21 protein-coding genes are annotated in these 16,900 nt (G+C 75.0%); 18 read left to right on the top strand and 3 right to left on the bottom strand.

Annotation, left to right across the window (positions count from 1 at the left end):
• Positions 1–58 precede the first annotated feature (58 nt).
• The gene (locus PH189_RS00700; protein WP_274186807.1) at positions 59–559 is read right to left on the bottom strand and encodes a winged helix-turn-helix transcriptional regulator; all 501 of its coding nucleotides are present in this window, start codon (positions 557–559) and stop codon (positions 59–61) included.
• A gap of 103 nt (positions 560–662) precedes the next feature.
• Between PH189_RS00700 and PH189_RS00695 the strand changes: the two genes are divergently transcribed.
• Complete coding sequence (locus PH189_RS00695) at positions 663–1,286, top strand: dihydrofolate reductase family protein (protein ID WP_274186806.1); 624 nt, start codon at positions 663–665, stop codon at positions 1,284–1,286.
• Here PH189_RS00695 and PH189_RS00690 read toward each other — a convergent pair whose 3' ends face one another.
• The gene (locus tag PH189_RS00690; RefSeq protein WP_274186805.1) at positions 1,287–1,541 is read right to left on the bottom strand and encodes a hypothetical protein; all 255 of its coding nucleotides are present in this window, start codon (positions 1,539–1,541) and stop codon (positions 1,287–1,289) included. It abuts the gene before it with no gap.
• A gap of 112 nt (positions 1,542–1,653) precedes the next feature.
• Here PH189_RS00690 and hisB point away from each other — a divergent pair, with 112 nt between their 5' ends.
• The 10 genes from hisB (at position 1,654) to hisI (ending at position 7,964) form a co-directional block, all read left to right on the top strand.
• On the top strand, positions 1,654–2,259 hold the full coding sequence (hisB, locus tag PH189_RS00685; RefSeq protein WP_274186804.1) for an imidazoleglycerol-phosphate dehydratase HisB: 606 nt from the start codon (positions 1,654–1,656) through the stop codon (positions 2,257–2,259).
• Positions 2,256–2,423, top strand: a complete 168-nt coding sequence (locus PH189_RS00680) for a hypothetical protein (RefSeq protein WP_274186803.1) — start codon at positions 2,256–2,258, stop codon at positions 2,421–2,423. Before hisB ends, PH189_RS00680 begins: the two co-directional genes overlap by 4 nt.
• A 1-nt stretch (position 2,424) precedes the next feature.
• On the top strand, positions 2,425–3,045 hold the full coding sequence (locus PH189_RS00675) for a class I SAM-dependent DNA methyltransferase (RefSeq protein ID WP_274186802.1): 621 nt from the start codon (positions 2,425–2,427) through the stop codon (positions 3,043–3,045).
• 10 nt (positions 3,046–3,055) lie between these two features.
• Positions 3,056–3,736: an imidazole glycerol phosphate synthase subunit HisH gene (gene hisH, locus PH189_RS00670; protein WP_274186801.1), complete on the top strand. Its 681-nt coding sequence runs from the start codon at positions 3,056–3,058 to the stop codon at positions 3,734–3,736.
• Positions 3,737–3,836: 100 nt separating this feature from the next.
• Positions 3,837–4,271, top strand: a complete 435-nt coding sequence (locus tag PH189_RS00665; RefSeq protein WP_274186800.1) for a YciI family protein — start codon at positions 3,837–3,839, stop codon at positions 4,269–4,271.
• A 34-nt stretch (positions 4,272–4,305) separates the two neighbouring features.
• Complete coding sequence (locus PH189_RS00660; RefSeq protein ID WP_274186799.1) at positions 4,306–4,731, top strand: YciI family protein; 426 nt, start codon at positions 4,306–4,308, stop codon at positions 4,729–4,731.
• The gene (locus PH189_RS00655) at positions 4,731–6,005 is read left to right on the top strand and encodes an RNA polymerase sigma factor (RefSeq protein WP_274186798.1); all 1,275 of its coding nucleotides are present in this window, start codon (positions 4,731–4,733) and stop codon (positions 6,003–6,005) included. Before PH189_RS00660 ends, PH189_RS00655 begins: the two co-directional genes overlap by 1 nt.
• Positions 6,006–6,030: 25 nt before the next feature.
• Positions 6,031–6,765 carry a bifunctional 1-(5-phosphoribosyl)-5-((5-phosphoribosylamino)methylideneamino)imidazole-4-carboxamide isomerase/phosphoribosylanthranilate isomerase PriA gene (priA, locus tag PH189_RS00650; protein ID WP_274186797.1) on the top strand — a complete coding sequence of 245 codons (735 nt, stop codon included), beginning with the start codon at positions 6,031–6,033 and terminating at the stop codon, positions 6,763–6,765.
• Between the two features lie 57 nt (positions 6,766–6,822).
• On the top strand, positions 6,823–7,608 hold the full coding sequence (hisF, locus tag PH189_RS00645; RefSeq protein WP_274186796.1) for an imidazole glycerol phosphate synthase subunit HisF: 786 nt from the start codon (positions 6,823–6,825) through the stop codon (positions 7,606–7,608).
• Positions 7,605–7,964, top strand: a complete 360-nt coding sequence (hisI, locus tag PH189_RS00640; protein ID WP_274186795.1) for a phosphoribosyl-AMP cyclohydrolase — start codon at positions 7,605–7,607, stop codon at positions 7,962–7,964. Before hisF ends, hisI begins: the two co-directional genes overlap by 4 nt.
• Here the strand turns inward: hisI and PH189_RS00635 are convergent.
• Positions 7,919–8,881, bottom strand: coding sequence for a LysR family transcriptional regulator (locus PH189_RS00635; RefSeq protein ID WP_274186794.1), 963 nt, complete (start codon positions 8,879–8,881; stop codon positions 7,919–7,921). The genes hisI and PH189_RS00635 overlap by 46 nt on opposite strands.
• Positions 8,882–8,955: 74 nt before the next feature.
• Between PH189_RS00635 and PH189_RS00630 the strand changes: the two genes are divergently transcribed.
• The 7 genes from PH189_RS00630 to lgt all read left to right on the top strand — a co-directional run bounded on the left by PH189_RS00630 (position 8,956) and on the right by lgt (position 16,689).
• Positions 8,956–9,960 (top strand): DMT family transporter, encoded by a 1,005-nt coding sequence (locus PH189_RS00630; protein WP_274186793.1) that lies wholly within the window; start codon positions 8,956–8,958, stop codon positions 9,958–9,960.
• Positions 9,961–10,172: 212 nt separating this feature from the next.
• Positions 10,173–11,810 (top strand): anthranilate synthase component I, encoded by a 1,638-nt coding sequence (locus PH189_RS00625; protein WP_274186792.1) that lies wholly within the window; start codon positions 10,173–10,175, stop codon positions 11,808–11,810.
• A complete protein-coding gene (locus PH189_RS00620) occupies positions 11,807–12,502 on the top strand; it encodes a Trp biosynthesis-associated membrane protein (protein ID WP_274186791.1) in 696 nt (231 codons plus the stop codon). Before PH189_RS00625 ends, PH189_RS00620 begins: the two co-directional genes overlap by 4 nt.
• A gap of 40 nt (positions 12,503–12,542) precedes the next feature.
• Positions 12,543–13,352 carry an indole-3-glycerol phosphate synthase TrpC gene (gene trpC, locus PH189_RS00615; protein ID WP_274186790.1) on the top strand — a complete coding sequence of 270 codons (810 nt, stop codon included), beginning with the start codon at positions 12,543–12,545 and terminating at the stop codon, positions 13,350–13,352.
• Positions 13,353–13,418: 66 nt separating this feature from the next.
• Entirely contained in the window at positions 13,419–14,723 is a 1,305-nt protein-coding gene (trpB, locus tag PH189_RS00610) for a tryptophan synthase subunit beta (RefSeq protein WP_274186789.1), read from the top strand.
• 17 nt (positions 14,724–14,740) lie between these two features.
• Positions 14,741–15,532: a tryptophan synthase subunit alpha gene (gene trpA, locus PH189_RS00605; protein ID WP_274187157.1), complete on the top strand. Its 792-nt coding sequence runs from the start codon at positions 14,741–14,743 to the stop codon at positions 15,530–15,532.
• Between the two features lie 23 nt (positions 15,533–15,555).
• Positions 15,556–16,689, top strand: coding sequence for a prolipoprotein diacylglyceryl transferase (lgt, locus tag PH189_RS00600; protein WP_378014883.1), 1,134 nt, complete (start codon positions 15,556–15,558; stop codon positions 16,687–16,689).
• The last annotated feature ends 211 nt before the right edge of the window (positions 16,690–16,900 follow it).

The following is a 16,900-nucleotide window of genomic DNA, read 5'->3' as shown; positions in this document are numbered from 1 at the left end:
CGTTCGGTATGCGCCGGGGCCCGTCGATCATGCGCAACGTGCCCCTCGTGGCGGACGATCAGCCCGCAGCGCGCTCCCGGGCCGCCTCGCGGGCGGCGCGCAGGCGGGCGAGGACCGGCTCGCGGGGGTGGGGCGGGTCCGGCGCGCCCAGGTGGGTCACGCGCAGCTCAGCCATGAAGTCCTCCCACATCGCCGGGCCGCCCTCCTCGAGCAGCTCGGCGCGCACGGCGAGCTCCTCGGTGGTCTCGCGGTGGCGGCGACCCCAGGAGCCCAGGGCGGCGAACACCGGCACGAGCGCGATCGAGGACTCGGTGAGGCTGTAGGTGGCGCGCCGGCCGCGGCCGGGGTCGTCGCGGGTGAGCATGCCGTCGGCGACGAGTCGCTGGAGCCGGTCGGCCAGGATGTTCGAGGCGATGCCCTCCTCGGAGTTCGAGAGAAGCTCACGGAAGTGGCGTCGCCCGCCGAAGACGATGTCGCGCAGCACGAGCAGCGTCCACGAGTCGCCGAGCGCCTCGACGGCCCTGTTGATCGGGCAGCCCGATCGCCCGTCCTGTCGCATCCCACCTCCTGACACCAGACTGGTTGCAACTTACCACCGGGAGTGGCTACCTTTTCTGCACTGCTTGTGAAGTGCAATCACTGCCGAGGCAGAGGAGGACGCCATGGCCCGCCTGCGTGTGCACGCGTTCACGCTCACCCTCGACGGCTTCGCCGCGGGCACCGACCAGCGGGCGGACGCCCCGTTCGGTGACGGTGTCGACGGGCTCCACGAGTGGATGTCCGCGTCGTTCCGCGGCGAGGGCACCGGTGCCGACCACGCCGCGTTCCTGGCCGGCAGCGAGAACATCGGGGCGACGATCATCGGGCGGAACATGTTCGGCCCGATCCGGGGCGCATGGCCGGACGAGTCGTGGCGCGGGTGGTGGGGCGAGACCCCTCCCTACGGCCACGACGTCTTCGTGCTGACCCACCACCCGCGTCCGTCGCTGCCGATGGACGGCGGGACGACCTTCCACTTCCTCGAGGCCACCCCGGCCGAGGTGCTCGCGCAGGCCTCCGAGGCCGCCGGCGGGGCGGACGTCCGCCTCGGCGGCGGCGCGGCCACCGTGCGGGCGTTCCTCGCCGAGGGGCTCGTCGACGAGATGCACCTCGTGATCGCCCCGATCCTCGCCGGCGCGGGGGAGCGGCTCTTCGAGGGGCTCGACGCCCTGCCCGCGGGGTACCGGGTCGAGGCGCTGGTCCCGGGCGAGAGCGGCAACGTCCACGCCCGGATCGTGCGTCGGTAGCTACGGGCCCTGGTAGACCCCGGCGCCGTCGTCGAGGGGGCCGCCGAGGAGGCGACGCATGCGCCGCACGTGCCAGCCCCGCCCGTTGCAGCGCCGGCACCTCCGGAACGTCCAGGACCCGGGGAGCGGCCCGAAGTCCCGCCCGGCGGCGGGGTAGCACTTGCGGCAGCGCTGCCGGGGCCAGTGGAACACCGACCACACGTAGAGCACGACGAGGACGACACCGATCACGATCAGCCAGGTCGTCGTCGTCACGTGAACTCCCCCTGTCAGGCGACCATGTCAACGCTAGGTGACGGCGCGGACCAAGACGATCGGCCGTTCGGGGTGGCAGCGTGCTCCTGACCAGGGTGCGTAGCCTGGGCACGTGGGGCGAACGGGACGCGTGGAGCGGGTGACCAAGGAGTCGAGCGTGCTCGTCGAGATCGATCTCGACGGCACGGGACACACGGAGGTCGCCACCGGCGTGCCCTTCTTCGACCACATGCTCGACGCGCTGGGCAAGCACGGCGCGCTCGACCTGGTGGTCCGGGCGACCGGGGACGTCGAGATCGACGCCCACCACACCGTCGAGGACGTCTCGATCGTGCTCGGGCAGGCGCTCAAGCAGGCGCTCGGCGACAAGTCCGGCATCCGGCGCTTCGGCGACGCCTGGATCCCGATGGACGAGGCGCTCGCGCAGGCCGTCGTCGACGTCTCGGGCCGGCCCTACTGCGTGCACACCGGCGAGCCCGAGTCCATGGCCGGGTTCGTCGTGGGCGGCAACTACCCCACGGTGCTCAATCGCCACGTCTTCGAGTCGATCGCCTTCCACGCCGGCATCGCCCTGCACGTGCGGGTCACCGGCGGCCGCGACCCCCACCACATCACCGAGGCCGAGTACAAGGCGCTCGCCCGCGCCCTGCGCGCCGCGACCGAGCCCGACCCGCGTCTCGAGGGTCCCGCGTCGACCAAGGGCGTCCTGGAGTCGTGAGCTCGAGTGATCTCCTGATCGTCGGGCTGCTGGCGCTCGCCGGCTTCCTCGTCGGTGGCGTGGTCAGCTTCTGGTCGCGCAGCAAGGTCGGCGCGGTGGTGTGCGCCGTGCTCGCGGTGCTGGCGCTCGGTGCCGCGGTGCTGCGTCTCGTGCCCGGCGCCTGAGGTGGCCACCGACGCCGAGGAGCGGCTCGCGGCCGTCCTCGCGGCGGGCGAGGTCGAGGAGGTCCGCCGCCTCTACGACGAGTGGGCGCCGACCTACGACGGCGAGGAGGTCGCGGCGCTCCTCGGGCACGCCGGGCCCGAGCGCGTCGCCGCCCGGGTCGCCGAGCTCGTCGACCCGCGCACCGACGTCCTCGACGCCGGGTGCGGGACGGGGCTGGTCGGTGTCGCGCTCGCCGCCCGCGGGTTCGGTTCGCTCGACGGTCTCGACCTGTCCCCGGGCATGATCCGCCGGGCCCGGCGGCGGCGGGTCTACCACGACCTGGGCCCCGCCGACCTCGGTCGCGGCGTGCCGGGCGCCCGCGCCAAGTTCGGCGTCGTCACCTGCGTCGGCGCCCTCGTCCCGGGTCACCTCGGGCCGGGCGCGCTCACCGGCTTCGCGCGGGCCGCCGTCGCCGGCGGGTACGTGGTGGCCGCGATCCCCGAGGGCACCTGGAACGACGCCGGGTACGACGCCCAGGTCGCCGGGCTCGCCGAGCAGGGGTTCGCGAGCCCCGTCGCGGGCGCCGACGGCCCCGACCCGGACGGGCCGGGACGCCTGCTCGTGCTCCAGGTGCCTCGGTAGCCTGGAGATCGTGACCACGCCGTCCCCGTCGACCACGGAGAACCCCGCCCGCACCCGCTCGCCGCGCGTCGTCGTGCTCGACTACGGCTCGGGCAACCTGCGGTCGGCCGAGCGGGCGCTGCAGCGGGTCGGCGCCGACGTCGAGGTCACCGCCGACCACCGTGCGGCCCTCGCCGCCGACGGCCTCGTCGTGCCCGGCGTGGGCGCGTTCGCGGCGTGCGCGGCGGGCCTGCGCTCGGTGTCCGGCGAGCGCCTCATCGAGCAGCGCCTCGCGGGCGGACGCCCGGTGCTCGGCATCTGCGTGGGCATGCAGGTGCTCTTCGACCGCGGCGTCGAGTTCGGCGAGGAGGCCCGGGGCGCGGGGCAGTGGCCCGGGACCGTCGAGAAGCTGCAGGCCGATGTGCTGCCCCACATGGGGTGGAACACGGTCTCGGCGCCGCAGGACAGCGTGCTGTTCGCCGGCATGGACCCGGCCACCCGCTTCTACTTCGTCCACTCCTTCGCGGTGCGCCGCTGGGAGCAGGAGGCGCCCGAGCACTTCCGGCCGGCGCGGGTCACGTGGGCCCACCACGGTGAGGACTTCGTCGCCGCCGTCGAGAACGGGCCGCTGTCGGCCACCCAGTTCCACCCCGAGAAGTCGGGCGATGCGGGCGCGGACCTGCTGACCAACTGGCTCGGCGCACTCCGTTAGGAATTCTCGCAACGACCGTGTCGAAGAACCCCGCAGCCGATCGACGCACGGGTGAGCGGTGGGGGAGAGTGCCCCGCCGACGAGCCGCGAGGAGCGACCGATGCGCTACATGCTGATCATGGAGGCCCCCGAGTCGATGGCGTTGGGCGGCCCGGACGCCCCGCCGGCCGAGGAGGCCTTCGAGGCGATGGGCCGCTTCAACACCGAGCTCGTGGACGCCGGCGTCCTGCTGGCCGCCGAAGGCCTGGCGCCGAGCTCCGACGGGTTCCTCGTGACCCACGACGGCGAGGGCCCGAGCGTCACCGACGGCCCGTTCACCGAGGCCAAGGAACTGATCGCGGGATTCTGGATGCTCGAGGTCGCGTCCCGCGAGGAGGCCGTGCAGTGGGCGCGGCGCTGCCCGATCGGCCCCGGCGTGACGCTCCAGGTCCGCCGGATCGCCGAGATGAGCGACCTCGAGGACGTTGCCCCGGCCGAGGTGCTCGACGCCGAGGCCACGCTGCGCCGGCGAGTGGCCGAGCGCGAGCAGGTCTGACCCACCCCGCCCCAGACGACACCAGGAGATCCCGATGCGCTTCATGCTGCTGCTCAAGTACGACGAGAACGCCCAGAAGGACACGCCGCCGGACCCCGCGATGTTCGAGGAGATGGGCCGGTTCAACACCGCGATGGTCGACGCCGGCGTGCTGCTCGCCGGGGAGGGCCTCGCCCCCAGTGCCCAGGGGGCCGCGGTCACGTTCGACGGCGAGGAGCCGACCGTCAGCGACGGGCCCTTCACCGAGGCCAAGGAGCTGGTCGGCGGGTTCTGGATCCTCAAGGTCGACTCGCTGGAGGAGGCGCTGTCCTGGGCGAAGCGCGCGCCGTTCCGGGGAGGGGAGCGCCTCGAGGTGCGCCGCGTGACCGAGGCCGAGGACTTCGAGGGCCTCGCGCCGCAGGAGGTGCTCGACGCCGAGGAGGAGCTGCGGGCGCGGCAGGCCCAGCAGCACGGGAGCTGATGACGACGACCGCCCCGGACCCCTATGCCGTCCTCGAGACGGTGTGGCGGATGGAGTCCGCCCGGATCGTGGCCGGCGTCGCGCGGGTCGTGCGCGACGTCGGCCTCGCCGAGGAGCTCGCCCACGACGCGCTCGTCGCGGCGATGGAGCAGTGGCCGCGCGACGGGGTCCCGGACAACCCCGGCGCGTGGCTCGCCGCCACCGCGCGGCGCCGGGCGATCGACGTGATCCGCCGCGAGCAGAACCTCGCGCGCAAGACCGAGCTGCTGGTGGGGTGGGCGGGCGACGACACTGTCGCCCCGGCCGCGGACGCGGCGGTCGGGGACGGGGCGGCGGCCGTGGGCGACGACGTCCTCGCGCTGCTGTTCGCCACCTGCCACCCGGCGGTCGCCCGTGAGTCCCGGGTCGCGCTCACCCTGCGGCTGTTCGGCGGCCTGACCACCGACGAGATCGCCCACGCATTCCTCGTCCCGTCGCCGACGATCGGGCAGCGGATCTCGCGGGCGAAGAAGCGGCTGGCCGGCGTGGGGCCCGACGCTCTGGCCGTCCCCGTCGGCGACGAGCTCGCCGCCCGGCTCGGCGCGGTGCTCGAGGTGATCTACCTCGTGTTCAACGAGGGCTACGCCGCGACCACCGGCGTGGACTGGACGCGCCCGTCCCTGTGCGTCGAGGCGATGCGCCTCGGCCGCGTCCTCGCCGCCCTGGCCCCCGAGGAGCCCGAGGTGCACGGGCTCGTGGCGCTCATGGAGCTGCAGGCCTCGCGCCTGCGGGCACGGGTCGGGCCGTCGGGGGAGCCGGTGCTGCTGGGCGACCAGGACCGGGCGCGCTGGGACCGCGTGCTGCTCGGGCGCGGTCTCGCCGCGCTGGCCCGGGCCGAGGCCGACGGGCGGCGCGGGCGCTACGTGCTGCAGGCGGCGATCGCCGCGTGCCACGCCCGCGCCCGGTCCACCGACGACACCGACTGGGCGGCGATCGCGGCCCTCTACGGCGAGCTCGCGGCCCTCACCCCGTCCCCGGTGATCGAGCTCAACCGGGCCGTGGCCGTCGCCCGCGCCGAGGGCCCGGAGGCCGGGCTCGCGGTGCTCGAGCCCCTGAGCAGCGAGCCGACGCTCGCCGGATACCACCTGCTGCCGGCCGTGCGCGCCGACATGCTCACGACGCTGGGCCGCGTCGAGGAGGCCGTCGCCGAGCTCGAGCGCGCCCTCGACCTCGTCCGCACCGTCGCCGAACGGGAGCTGCTGGAGCGCCGGAAGGCGGCTCTGCTCGGGTCCTGACGGCCGCTGGCTACGATCGCGCGCCGTGACCATCGACCTGCTGCCCGCCGTGGACGTCGTCGACGGACAGGCCGTCCGCCTCGTCCAGGGTGTCGCCGGCACCGAGACCGGCTACGGCGACCCCCTCGACGCGGCCCGGGCGTGGGCCGCCGACGGGGCGGAGTGGCTGCACCTCGTCGACCTCGACGCCGCCTTCGGGCGCGGGTCCAACGCGGAGCTGCTCGCCTCGGTGGTCGAGAAGATCGACATCAAGGTCGAGCTCTCCGGCGGCATCCGGGACGACGCCTCGCTGCGCCGGGCGCTGGACACCGGTTGCCGGCGCGTCAACATCGGGACCGCGGCGCTCGAGGACCCGGCCTGGTGCGCGGCGGCGATCGCGGAGTTCGGCGACCGGGTGGCCGTGGGCCTCGACGTCAAGATCTCCGAGGGGCGGCATCGGCTCGCGGCGCGCGGTTGGGTCTCCGACGGCGGCGACCTCTGGAGCGTGCTCGCCCGCCTCGACGCCGAGGGCTGCGCGCGCTACGTCGTCACCGACGTGGGCCGCGACGGGACGCTCACCGGGCCGAACACCAAGCTGCTCGAGGCGGTCTGCACGCGCACCGACCGCCCGGTCGTCGCGTCGGGTGGCGTCTCGTCGCTCGACGACCTGCGGACCCTCAACGCCCTCGCGGACCAGGGCGTCGAGGGCGCGATCGTGGGCAAGGCCCTCTACGCCGGCAACTTCACCCTCGCGGAGGCGCTGGCGACCGTTCGTGCGTGATCTTCTCAGCGATAGCCGAGAAGATCACCCACGTGGGGCGCGGTTAGGCTGAGGGGCATGGGTGTCGCCGTCCGCGTGATCCCCTGCCTGGACGTCGACGCGGGCAGGGTGGTCAAGGGCGTCAACTTCGTCGACCTGCGCGACGCGGGCGACCCCGTCGAGATGGCCCGGCTCTACGACGCCGAGGGTGCCGACGAGCTCACCTTCCTTGACGTCAGCGCCTCCTCGGGCGAGCGCGAGACCACCTACGACGTCGTGCGGCGCACCGCCGAGCAGGTCTTCATCCCGCTCACGGTCGGCGGTGGCGTGCGGACGAACGACGACATCGACAAGCTCCTGCGCGCCGGTGCCGACAAGGTCGGCATCAACACCGCCGCCATCTCCCGCCCGGAGTTCCTGGGCGAGGCCAGCCGCCGCTACGGCTCGCAGTGCATCGTCCTGTCCGTCGACGCCCGGCGCGTGCCGGCGGATGCTCTCCCGCCCTCCCAGCCGACGCCGTCGGGCTTCGAGGTCACCACCCACGGCGGGCGCCGCGGCACCGGCATCGACGCCCTGGAGTGGGCGCAGCGCGGCCAGGAGCTCGGCGTCGGCGAGATCCTCCTGAACTCCATGGACGCCGACGGCACGAAGGCCGGCTTCGACCTCGAGATGATCCGCAGGGTGCGCGCGCTCGTCGACGTCCCGGTGATCGCCAGCGGGGGAGCGGGCGCCGTCGAGCACTTCGGGCCGGCCGTGGCGGCGGGGGCCGACGCGGTGCTCGCGGCGAGCGTGTTCCACTTCGGGATCATGCGGATCGGTGAGGTCAAGGACTCGCTGCGCGAGGAGGGGGTGGAGATCCGATGAGCGAGACCTGGACCCTCGACCCCGCGATCGCCGCCCGGCTCAAGCGCACCCCCGACGGCCTCGTCTGCGCGGTGGCCCAGCAGCACGACACCCGCGAGGTCCTCATGGTCGCGTGGATGAGCGACGAGGCCCTCGCCCGCACGCTCGCGACGCGCGAGGGCACCTACTGGTCCCGCTCCCGCGACGAGCTGTGGATCAAGGGTGCGACGTCGGGCCACGTGCAGAAGGTCGTCGAGGTGCGCCTCGACTGCGACGGCGACACCGTCCTGGTGCTGGTCGACCAGTCCGGCGCCGCCTGCCACACCGGCGATCACACGTGCTTCGACGCCGACCAGCTGCTCGGCCCCGAGGCCTGAGCCGGCCCCTCCTGGGCCGCGTCGCGCTCGGCGGCGACGTCGGTGAACGTCGCGACCGCGGCCCGCACCGACGCGGTGCCGCGGTCGGTGCGCCACACGGCGTCGATGCTGCGGCGCAGCGGCGGCGTGGTCGTCGCCGCGACGACCCCCGGCGGCAGCGGAGGACGGGCCAGGCGCGGGACCAGCCCCGCGACCCCGATGCCGGCCACCAGCTCGACGTGCATCCCGAAGCCGCAGACCTGGCACGTCACCCGCGGCTCGAGCCCGGCCCGCCGCAGGGTCTGGAGCAGCCACGCGCCCGCCCGGGTGTGGACGCCGTCGGCGACCCAGTCGAGGTCGTCGACCTCGGCGAGGTCGACCGGTCCCGGACCGGCCAGGCGATGGTCGGCCGGGAGGAGGAGGTCGATGACGTCGTCGCAGAGCCGGGCGCGCGAGGTGCCGGCCGGGACGGGGGCGGGCGAGCCGTCCCAGTTCTCGACGACGGCCAGGTCGAGGTCCCCGGCCAGGACGGCCGGCACGGTCTCCTCGGCCTCCCCGTCCGCGAGCGCGACCCGCAGGTCCGGGTAGGTGGCCCGGAGACGGGCGAGCGCCGCCGGGGCGAGGGCGTGCACCGACGTCGGGATCGCGCCGATCCGCAGCTCACCGACCACCTCGTCGCGCAGCCGGTCGAGGTCGAGCCGTGCGGCGGCGACGCGCGCGAGGATGTCCGCGGCGTGCTCGGCGAGCATCCGGCCGGCGGGCGTGAGGCGCAGACCCCGCCCCGCCGGCTCGGTGAGCACCGCGCCCGCCTCGCGGTCGAGCTTCGCCAGCTGCTGCGACACCGCCGACGGCGTGAGGTGCAGGGCGGCCGCCGCGCCGGCCACCGACCGGTGCGTCGCGAGGGCGTCGAGGGCCCGGAGCCGGTCCAGGGCGAACACGGTAGCGACTCTAACGAGTTCGGGGCAGGAAACCTCGCTGGTTCTCAACGGTCATCGGACCGACGATCGAGGGCGTGACGCGCTCCCTCGTCGGCCCCGCTCCGGCCGGCCCCTCGGTCGTCCCCCGCGTCGACCCGCGTCTGGTCGCCGTCGCCGGCAGTCTCTGCATCGCGTTCTCGCCGATCTTCATCGCGCTCGCCGACGTCAGCCCGGGCACCGCGACGTTCTTCCGCTGCGTGCTCGCCCTCCCGCTGCTCGTGCCGCTGGCCCTGCTCGAGCGGCGACGCCGTCTGCGGTCGTCGCCGACGACGGGCAACCGTCCGGTCGTGCTGTTCGTCGGCGGCGCGCTGCTCGGCCTCGACATGACCCTGTGGGCCGAGTCCGTGCACGCCGTCGGGGCCGGGGTGTCGACGGTGCTGGTCAACGTGCAGGTCGTGATCCTCCCGCTGCTCGCCTTCCTCGTCCTCGGCGAGCGGGTGCGTCGGACGTTCGTGCTCGCCGTCCCGGTGATGCTCGTCGGGGTCGCGCTGGCGGGCGGCCTCATCGGCGACCCGGACGCGGTGACGGGCGTCGCCCCGGTCCGCGGCACGGTGACCGCACTGATCGCCGCGGCCGCCTACGCCGGCTATCTGCTCTTCGTGCGCCTCGGCGCCGGCCCCGGCCAGCGGTTCACCCCGGTCGCGATCGCCACCGTCGGGGCGGCGGTGACGTCGTTCGCGGTGGGCTCGTTCTGGCAGGGCATCGACCTCGCGCCGGACGCGCGCTCCCTGATGTGGCTCGTCGTGCTGGCGGTGATCGGCCAGGTCGTCGGCTGGGTGCTCATCGCGTCCGCGCTGCCGCGCCTCGCGTCCTCCACGGGTGCCTCGATCCTCCTGCTGCAGCCCGTCGGCGCGGTCCTGCTCGGCGCGCTGATCCTCGGCGAGGTGCCCGGGGTGCTGCAACTGATCGGCTGCGCGGTCGTCCTCGGCGCCGTGGCGGTGGCGGCGCGGACCCGGGCCGCGCCGATCGCGCCGGCGGGCGAGCCCGCGCCGGACGCCGACGTGACCGGACAGGAGGCCCCGGCGACCCCTCGTCGGTGAGCGACGGGACGGTCGGTCCACCGGGGACGGGGCCGGCCCCACCTACGCTGGACCGTCCGACCCCGCCGCGACGGGCACGTTGCGCATGGACCTCGGGCAGGCGCGCCTGCCGAACGTGCCCGTCGTCGACAGAGCTGCGGCGCCCGCGCCGATCACCGCGACCGCGGACCCGGTTGCCGGGAGCTGTCGGGGCCGGGGGCCAGAATGGGGTCGTGGCCGTCTCCGACCCCTCCGCCGCCCCGCTCGGCGCGGTCGTGCCCGATCGCGCGGGGTTCCACGCCCTGGCGGCGCACCACCGCGTCATCCCGGTGACGCGGCGGCTGCTGGCCGACGGGGAGACGCCCGTCGGGCTCTACCGCAAGCTCGCGGGCCGACGGCCCGGCACGTTCCTGTTCGAGTCCGCGGCGCACGGCGAGTCGTGGTCGCGCTGGAGCTTCGTCGGGGCGCGCAGCGCCGCCACGCTCACCGAGGCCGACGGCCGCGCGGTGTGGACCGGGCAGGTGCCGGTCGGTCTGCCCGGCGGCCCGGACGACGAGGCGCACTCGGACGACCCGCTGGTGGTCCTGCGCGAGACGCTGCAGCGCCTGCGCACCGATCCGCTGCCCGGCCTGCCGCCGCTCACCGGGGGGCTCGTCGGCTACGTCGGGTACGACGCCGTCCGCCGGCTCGAGCGCGTGCCGGAGCACGCCACCGACGACCTGCAGCTGCCCGAGATGGTCATGCTGCTCGCCACCGACGTCGCGGCGCTGGACCACCACGAGGGCACGGTCACGCTCATCGCCAACGCGGTGAACTGGGACGACAGCCCCGAGCGGGCGGACGCCGCCTACGACGACGCCCTCGCCCGGCTCGACCGCATGACCGCGGAGCTCGGGGCGCCCGCGCCGTCGACGGTCGCCACGGTCGATGTGCCCGCCGGTCCTCCGACGGTGCGCCGGCGCCGCTCGCCCGAGGAGCACCACGCGGCGATCGAGGTCGCCAAGGAGCGCATCCGGGCGGGTGACGCGTTCCAGGTGGTGCTCTCCCAGCGCTTCGAGACCGAGACCTCGGCCGACGCGATGGAGATCTACCGGATGCTGCGGATGACCAATCCCAGCCCGTACATGTACCTCCTGCGGCTCGCCGACGCCGACGGCAGGCCCTTCGAGATCGTCGGGTCGAGCCCCGAGGCGCTGGTCACCGTGCGGGACGGCGTCGCCACCACCCACCCGATCGCGGGCACGCGCTGGCGGGGGGCGGACGCCGAGGAGGACACGCTGCTGGCGAAGGACCTCCTCGCCGACGAGAAGGAGCGCGCCGAGCACCTCATGCTCGTCGACCTCGGCCGCAACGACCTGGGCCGCGTCTGCGTGCCGGGCACGGTGACGGTGCGCCGCTTCTTCGAGATCGAGCGCTACAGCCACGTGATGCACCTCGTCAGCACGGTCACGGGGCGCCTCGCCGCCGGGCGCACCGCGTTCGACGCCGTCGCCGCGTGCTTCCCGGCCGGCACGCTCTCGGGCGCACCGAAGCCGAAGGCGCTGGAGATCATCGAGGAGCTCGAGCCCACCCGGCGCGGGCTCTACGGCGGCATCGTCGGCTACCTCGACTTCGCCGGCGACGCCGACACCGCGATCGCCATCCGCACGGGCCTGCTGCGCGACGGCGTCGCCCACGTGCAGTCCGGCGGCGGCATCGTGGCGGACTCCGACCCGGTCGCCGAGGACACCGAGTGCGTCAACAAGGCCCGCGCGGTCCTCGCCGCCGTCGCGGCCGCGGACACCCTCGCCGCCCCGTCGGGCACGGCGGGCACGGGCTCGAACGGCACCGCCGCGGTCCCGCTCGCCGATCCCCTCCCGGCGGCGCCGTGAGCGCGGCGGCGCCGCGGCCGCCCGCCCGCGGGCACGCCCCGGCGCGCCTGCTCGGGCTCGTCGTGGTGCTGCTCGTGGTCGCGGCCGCCGTGCTGTGGGGGTCGTCGCGCGCCACGTGGGTGAGCCAGGTGATCGACGGCCTCCCGGCGCCCCGCACGAACACCGCCGAGGGCGCCCGCGCCGAACCGATCCTCGTGCCGTGGGCGCTCCTGTGCCTCGCCGCGGTCGGCGGGCTCCTCGCGACGTCGGGGTGGGGCCGGCGGGTCGTCGGCACTCTCGTCGCCGTCGCCGGCCTGTGGGCGGTGCTGCGGGGCGCGGCGGGGCTCGTCGCGCCCGCGTCCACCGCGCTGCCCGTCGGCCTGCGTCCCGGCGACCGGCCCCTGCCCGCCGAGGCGGTGCCCGCGGGCCCGATCGTCGGCGTGGTCGGCGGCCTGCTCATGCTGGCGGCCGGGCTGCTCGCCGCCCGCTGGGCCGCGGTCCTGCCGCGCATGGGGGCGCGCTACGACGCCCCGGGCGGCCGGAACGCGCCCCGCGTGCCACCCGCGGACCCGGACCGGGCGCTGTGGGAGGCGCTCGACGACGGCCGGGACCCGACCCGGGATCCCTCGGGCGAACCAGCGCCGGACCCCTCCCGCCGGCAGGGCTCCGGCCCTCCCGACGGGGTGGGCAGCACGGAAGGGGCAGCGGGTTAACATGGAGCGAACTCGGACGGGGGAAAGGGGCAGACCCGGCGTGAGCGTCCTGGAGGAGATCCTCGACGGGGTTCGGGCCGACCTCGCCGCCCGCGAAGCCGCCGTTCCCTTCGCGGCCGTCAAGGACCTCGCAGCGGCCGCACCGCCGCCACGCGACGCCCTCGCCGCGCTGCAGGGTCCCGGCATCGGGGTCATCGCGGAGATCAAGCGCGCGAGCCCGTCCAAGGGCCCGATGGCCGAGATTCCCGACCCCGCCTGGCTCGCCGGCCGCTACGTCGACGGCGGTGCGCGGGTGATCAGCGTGCTCACCGAGCAGCGGCGCTTCGGCGGCTCGCTGGACGACCTCGACGCCGTCCGGGCCGCCGTCGACATCCCGATCCTGCGCAAGGACTTCGTGATCGGCACCTATCAGGTGCACGAGGCGCGGGCCCACGGCGCCGACCTGGTCCTGCTCATGTGCTCGGTGCTCGAGCAGAACGCCCTCGACGCCCTGGTCGACCGCGTGCACTCCCTCGGGATGACGGCGCTGGTCGAGGTGCACAACGAGGAGGAGGCCGACATGGCGCTGCGTGCCGGCGCCAAGCTCGTCGGCATCAACGCCCGCGACCTGCACACCCTCGAGGTCGACCGCTCGGTGTTCAGCCGGATCGCCCCCGGCCTGCCCGGCGAGGTCCTGCGCGTCGCCGAGTCGGGCGTGCGCGGCCCCGGCGACCTCATGACCTACGCCGGCCACGGTGCCGACGCCGTGCTCGTCGGCGAGTCGATGGCCACGGCGGAGGACCCGCGGGCGGCGGTGCGCCAGCTGGTCACCGCGGGCTCGCACCCCGCGTGCCCGAAGCCGTCGCGCTGACTCCCGCTGGCTCGGCCTCGTAGCATCGCCGACGACCCCCGCACATCCCGCAGGAAGAGCTCCACGATGACGTCGGCCAGCACGGCGAGCACGGCCAGCCAGGGCCTCGCCGGGACCCTGCACGACCCCGACGACTCCGGGCACTTCGGGCGCTGGGGCGGGCGCTACATGCCCGAGGCGCTCATCGCCGCGGTCGACGAGGTGGCTGCGGAGTACGAGAAGGCGCGCCACGACCCGGCGTTCCTCGCCGAGCTCGACCGCCTCCAGCGCGACTACGCCGGCCGTCCCTCGCCGGTCACCGACGCGCGCCGGCTCTCCGAGCACGCGGGCGGGGCGCGCATCCTGCTCAAGCGCGAGGACCTCAACCACACCGGCTCGCACAAGATCAACAACGTGCTGGGTCAGGCGCTGCTCACCAAGCGGATGGGCAAGACCCGGGTCATCGCCGAGACCGGCGCGGGCCAGCACGGCGTGGCCACGGCGACCGCGGCGGCGCTCATGGGTCTCGAGTGCATGGTCTACATGGGCGAGGTCGACACCGAGCGCCAGGCGCTCAACGTCGCGCGGATGCGCCTGCTCGGCGCCGAGGTCGTCCCGGTGACCACCGGGTCGCGCACGCTCAAGGACGCGCTCAACGAGGCGTACCGCGACTGGGTGGCCAGCGTCGGGCACACCCACTACATCCTGGGCACCGCGGCCGGGCCGCACCCGTTCCCGATGATGGTCCGCGACTTCCACCGCGTGATCGGCCTCGAGGCCCGCGAGCAGGTGCTCGCCGCGTACGGGCGGCTGCCCGACGCCGTCGTGGCCTGCGTCGGCGGCGGGTCGAACGCCATCGGGATCTTCCACCCGTTCCTCGACGACGCCGACGTCCGCCTGATCGGCTACGAGGCCGCCGGCGACGGCGTCGAGACCGGCCGGCACGCCGCGTCGATCACCGGCGGCACGCCGGGCGCCCTGCACGGCGCGATGTCCTACCTGCTGCAGGACACCGACGGCCAGACCCTCGAGACGCACTCGATCTCGGCCGGCCTCGACTACCCGGGCGTCGGCCCCGAGCACGCGTTCCTCGCCGACTCCGGGCGCGCGAGCTACGAGCCCGTCACCGACGCCGAGGCGATGGACGCCTTCCGGCTCCTGTGCCGCACCGAGGGGATCATCCCTGCCATCGAGTCGGCCCACGCGATCGCCGGCGCCGTGCGCCTCGGGAAGACGTGGGGTCCGGAGGCCACGATCCTGGTCAACCTCTCCGGCCGGGGCGACAAGGACGTCGACACCGCCGCGCGGTGGTTCGGGGTGGTCGACGAGGCCGCTCTGCCCACCGAGGCGCCCGACACCACGGACGCGGCCAGCGGGGAGAGGGAGCTGTGACGACCACCGGCACCGGCATCACCCGCCTCGCCGAGGTCTTCACCACCGCGAAGGCCGAGGACCGCGCCGCCCTGATCGCCTACCTGCCCTCGGGCTACCCGACGATCAAGGGCTCGCTCGGGCTGCTCACCCAGGCCCTCGACGCGGGCGCGGACCTCGTCGAGGTCGGGCTGCCGTACTCCGACCCGGTGCTCGACGGCCCGGTGATCCAGCACGCCGTCGACGCCGCGCTCAAGGGCGGGGTCCGGGTCCGCGACACGCTCGCGATCGTCGAGCAGCTCGCGGAGCGGGGCGGGCGGGCCGTGGTGATGACCTACTGGAACCCGGTGCTGCGCTACGGCGTCGAGGCCTTCGCGCGCGACCTCGCGGCCGCCGGGGGACTCGGCGTGATCACGCCGGACCTCGTGCCCGACGAGGCCGGCAGCTGGCTCACCGCCGCCGACCGCGAGGGCCTCGCCCCGATCTTCCTCGTCGCGCCGTCGTCGTCGGACGAGCGGATCGCGTCCACCACCGCGGCCACCCGCGGGTTCCTCTACGCCGCCTCGACGATGGGGGTCACGGGCGCCCGGGACGCGGTCTCGGACACCGCCACCACCCTCGTCGCGCGGGCGCGGGCGCACACCGACCTCCCGATCGGTGTCGGGCTGGGGGTGCGCAACGGTGCCCAGGCCGGCGAGGTCGCGACCTTCGCCGACGGTGTGATCGTGGGCTCCGCCCTGGTGAGCGCCGCCGAGCACGGCCGGGCGGCGGTCGCCCGCCTCACCACCGAGCTCGCCGCCGGCGTCCGGGGCCAGCACACGGGGCGCTGACCGCCGGCAGATAGCGTGGCGCCGTGCTCCCAGCGGTGCAGACAGCGGTCACGGTTCTGCCCACCTACCTGCCCAGCCCACCGCAGGGCGTCTGGGAGCTCGGACCGGTCCCGTTGCGGGCCTACGCGCTCTGCATCATCGCCGGCATCGTCGTGGCGATCCTCTGGACCGAGCGCCGCTTCGTCGCCCGCGGTGGCGAGCCGGGCACCGTCACCGACATCGCCGTGTACGCCGTGCCCTTCGGCCTCGTGGGCGGCCGGCTCTACCACGTGGCCACCGACTGGCCGACGTACTTCGGCCCCGGCGGGAACCCGGTCGCGGCGCTGTTCATCTGGCAGGGCGGGCTCGGGATCTGGGGCGCGATCGCGCTGGGCGGGGTCGGCGCCTGGATCGGCTGCCGGCGCCGCGGCATTCCGCTGACGGCGTTCGCCGACGCCGCGGCGCCGGGCATCGTCACTGCGCAGGCCATCGGCCGCCTGGGCAACTGGTTCAACCAGGAGCTCTACGGGGCGCCGACGACGCTGCCGTGGGGGCTGGAGATCTACCGGCGGATCGACCCCGCGACGGGGGCGCCGGACAACCTCACCGGCGTCGCCGTCGACACCACGCCGATCGCGATCGTGCAGCCGACGTTCCTCTACGAGCTGCTGTGGAACCTCGCCGTCGCCGCTCTCGTCGTGTGGGCGGACCGCCGCTTCCGCCTCTCGCACGGGCGGGCGTTCGCGCTCTACGTGGCGGGCTACACCGCGGGCCGGTTCGTCATCGAGCTCCTGCGCACCGACCCGGCGACGCGGGTGTTCGGCGACGTGCGGATCAACGTCGTCGTGTCCGCCGTCGTCTTCCTGGGTGCCGTGCTCTACCTGTGGTGGTTCCGGGGGCGGCCTCGCGAGGAGTTCGGACGGGGCGCCGGTTCGAGCGACGGGGACCCGGGTACGCCCGGTTCCGTGGCCAGCACCAACAGCACCGGGGATCCCGACGAGGACCAGCGCGCCGACAACGAGGTCGAGGCGCGCTCGAAGGAGAAGTCGTCCGCGGCCGAGGCCGGGGGCAAGGGTGGGGCGTCGAACGCCAGCAGCGTCGACGCGGCGCCCGCCGACCCGCAGCAGGAGCGCGAGCAGGACGCGCCGGCGGAGCCCCCGTCGCGCACCACGAGCTGACGCACACCTCACAGGCGGGCCTGCCACACGCCCGCTGACGGACTAGGATCGGCCACGCACCGCGCAGGACGTCGGGGTCCGGCGCCGCCGTTCCCGTGTCCGTTCCCCCTCCCACCGGGTTCGACCCACGGACCCGCCGCTCGCGCGGCGGGTGGCAACGCCGTCACTCATCCTGGGCCACCGTCGTCCCCGGGTCTCCACCACCCGCGCG

It is taken from the genome of Actinomycetospora chibensis (assembly GCF_028737215.1).
GTDB lineage: Bacteria > Actinomycetota > Actinomycetes > Mycobacteriales > Pseudonocardiaceae > Actinomycetospora > Actinomycetospora chibensis.
The sequence above is the reverse complement of the archived record's forward strand: the minus strand, read 5'-3'. Positions and strand labels throughout refer to the sequence as shown.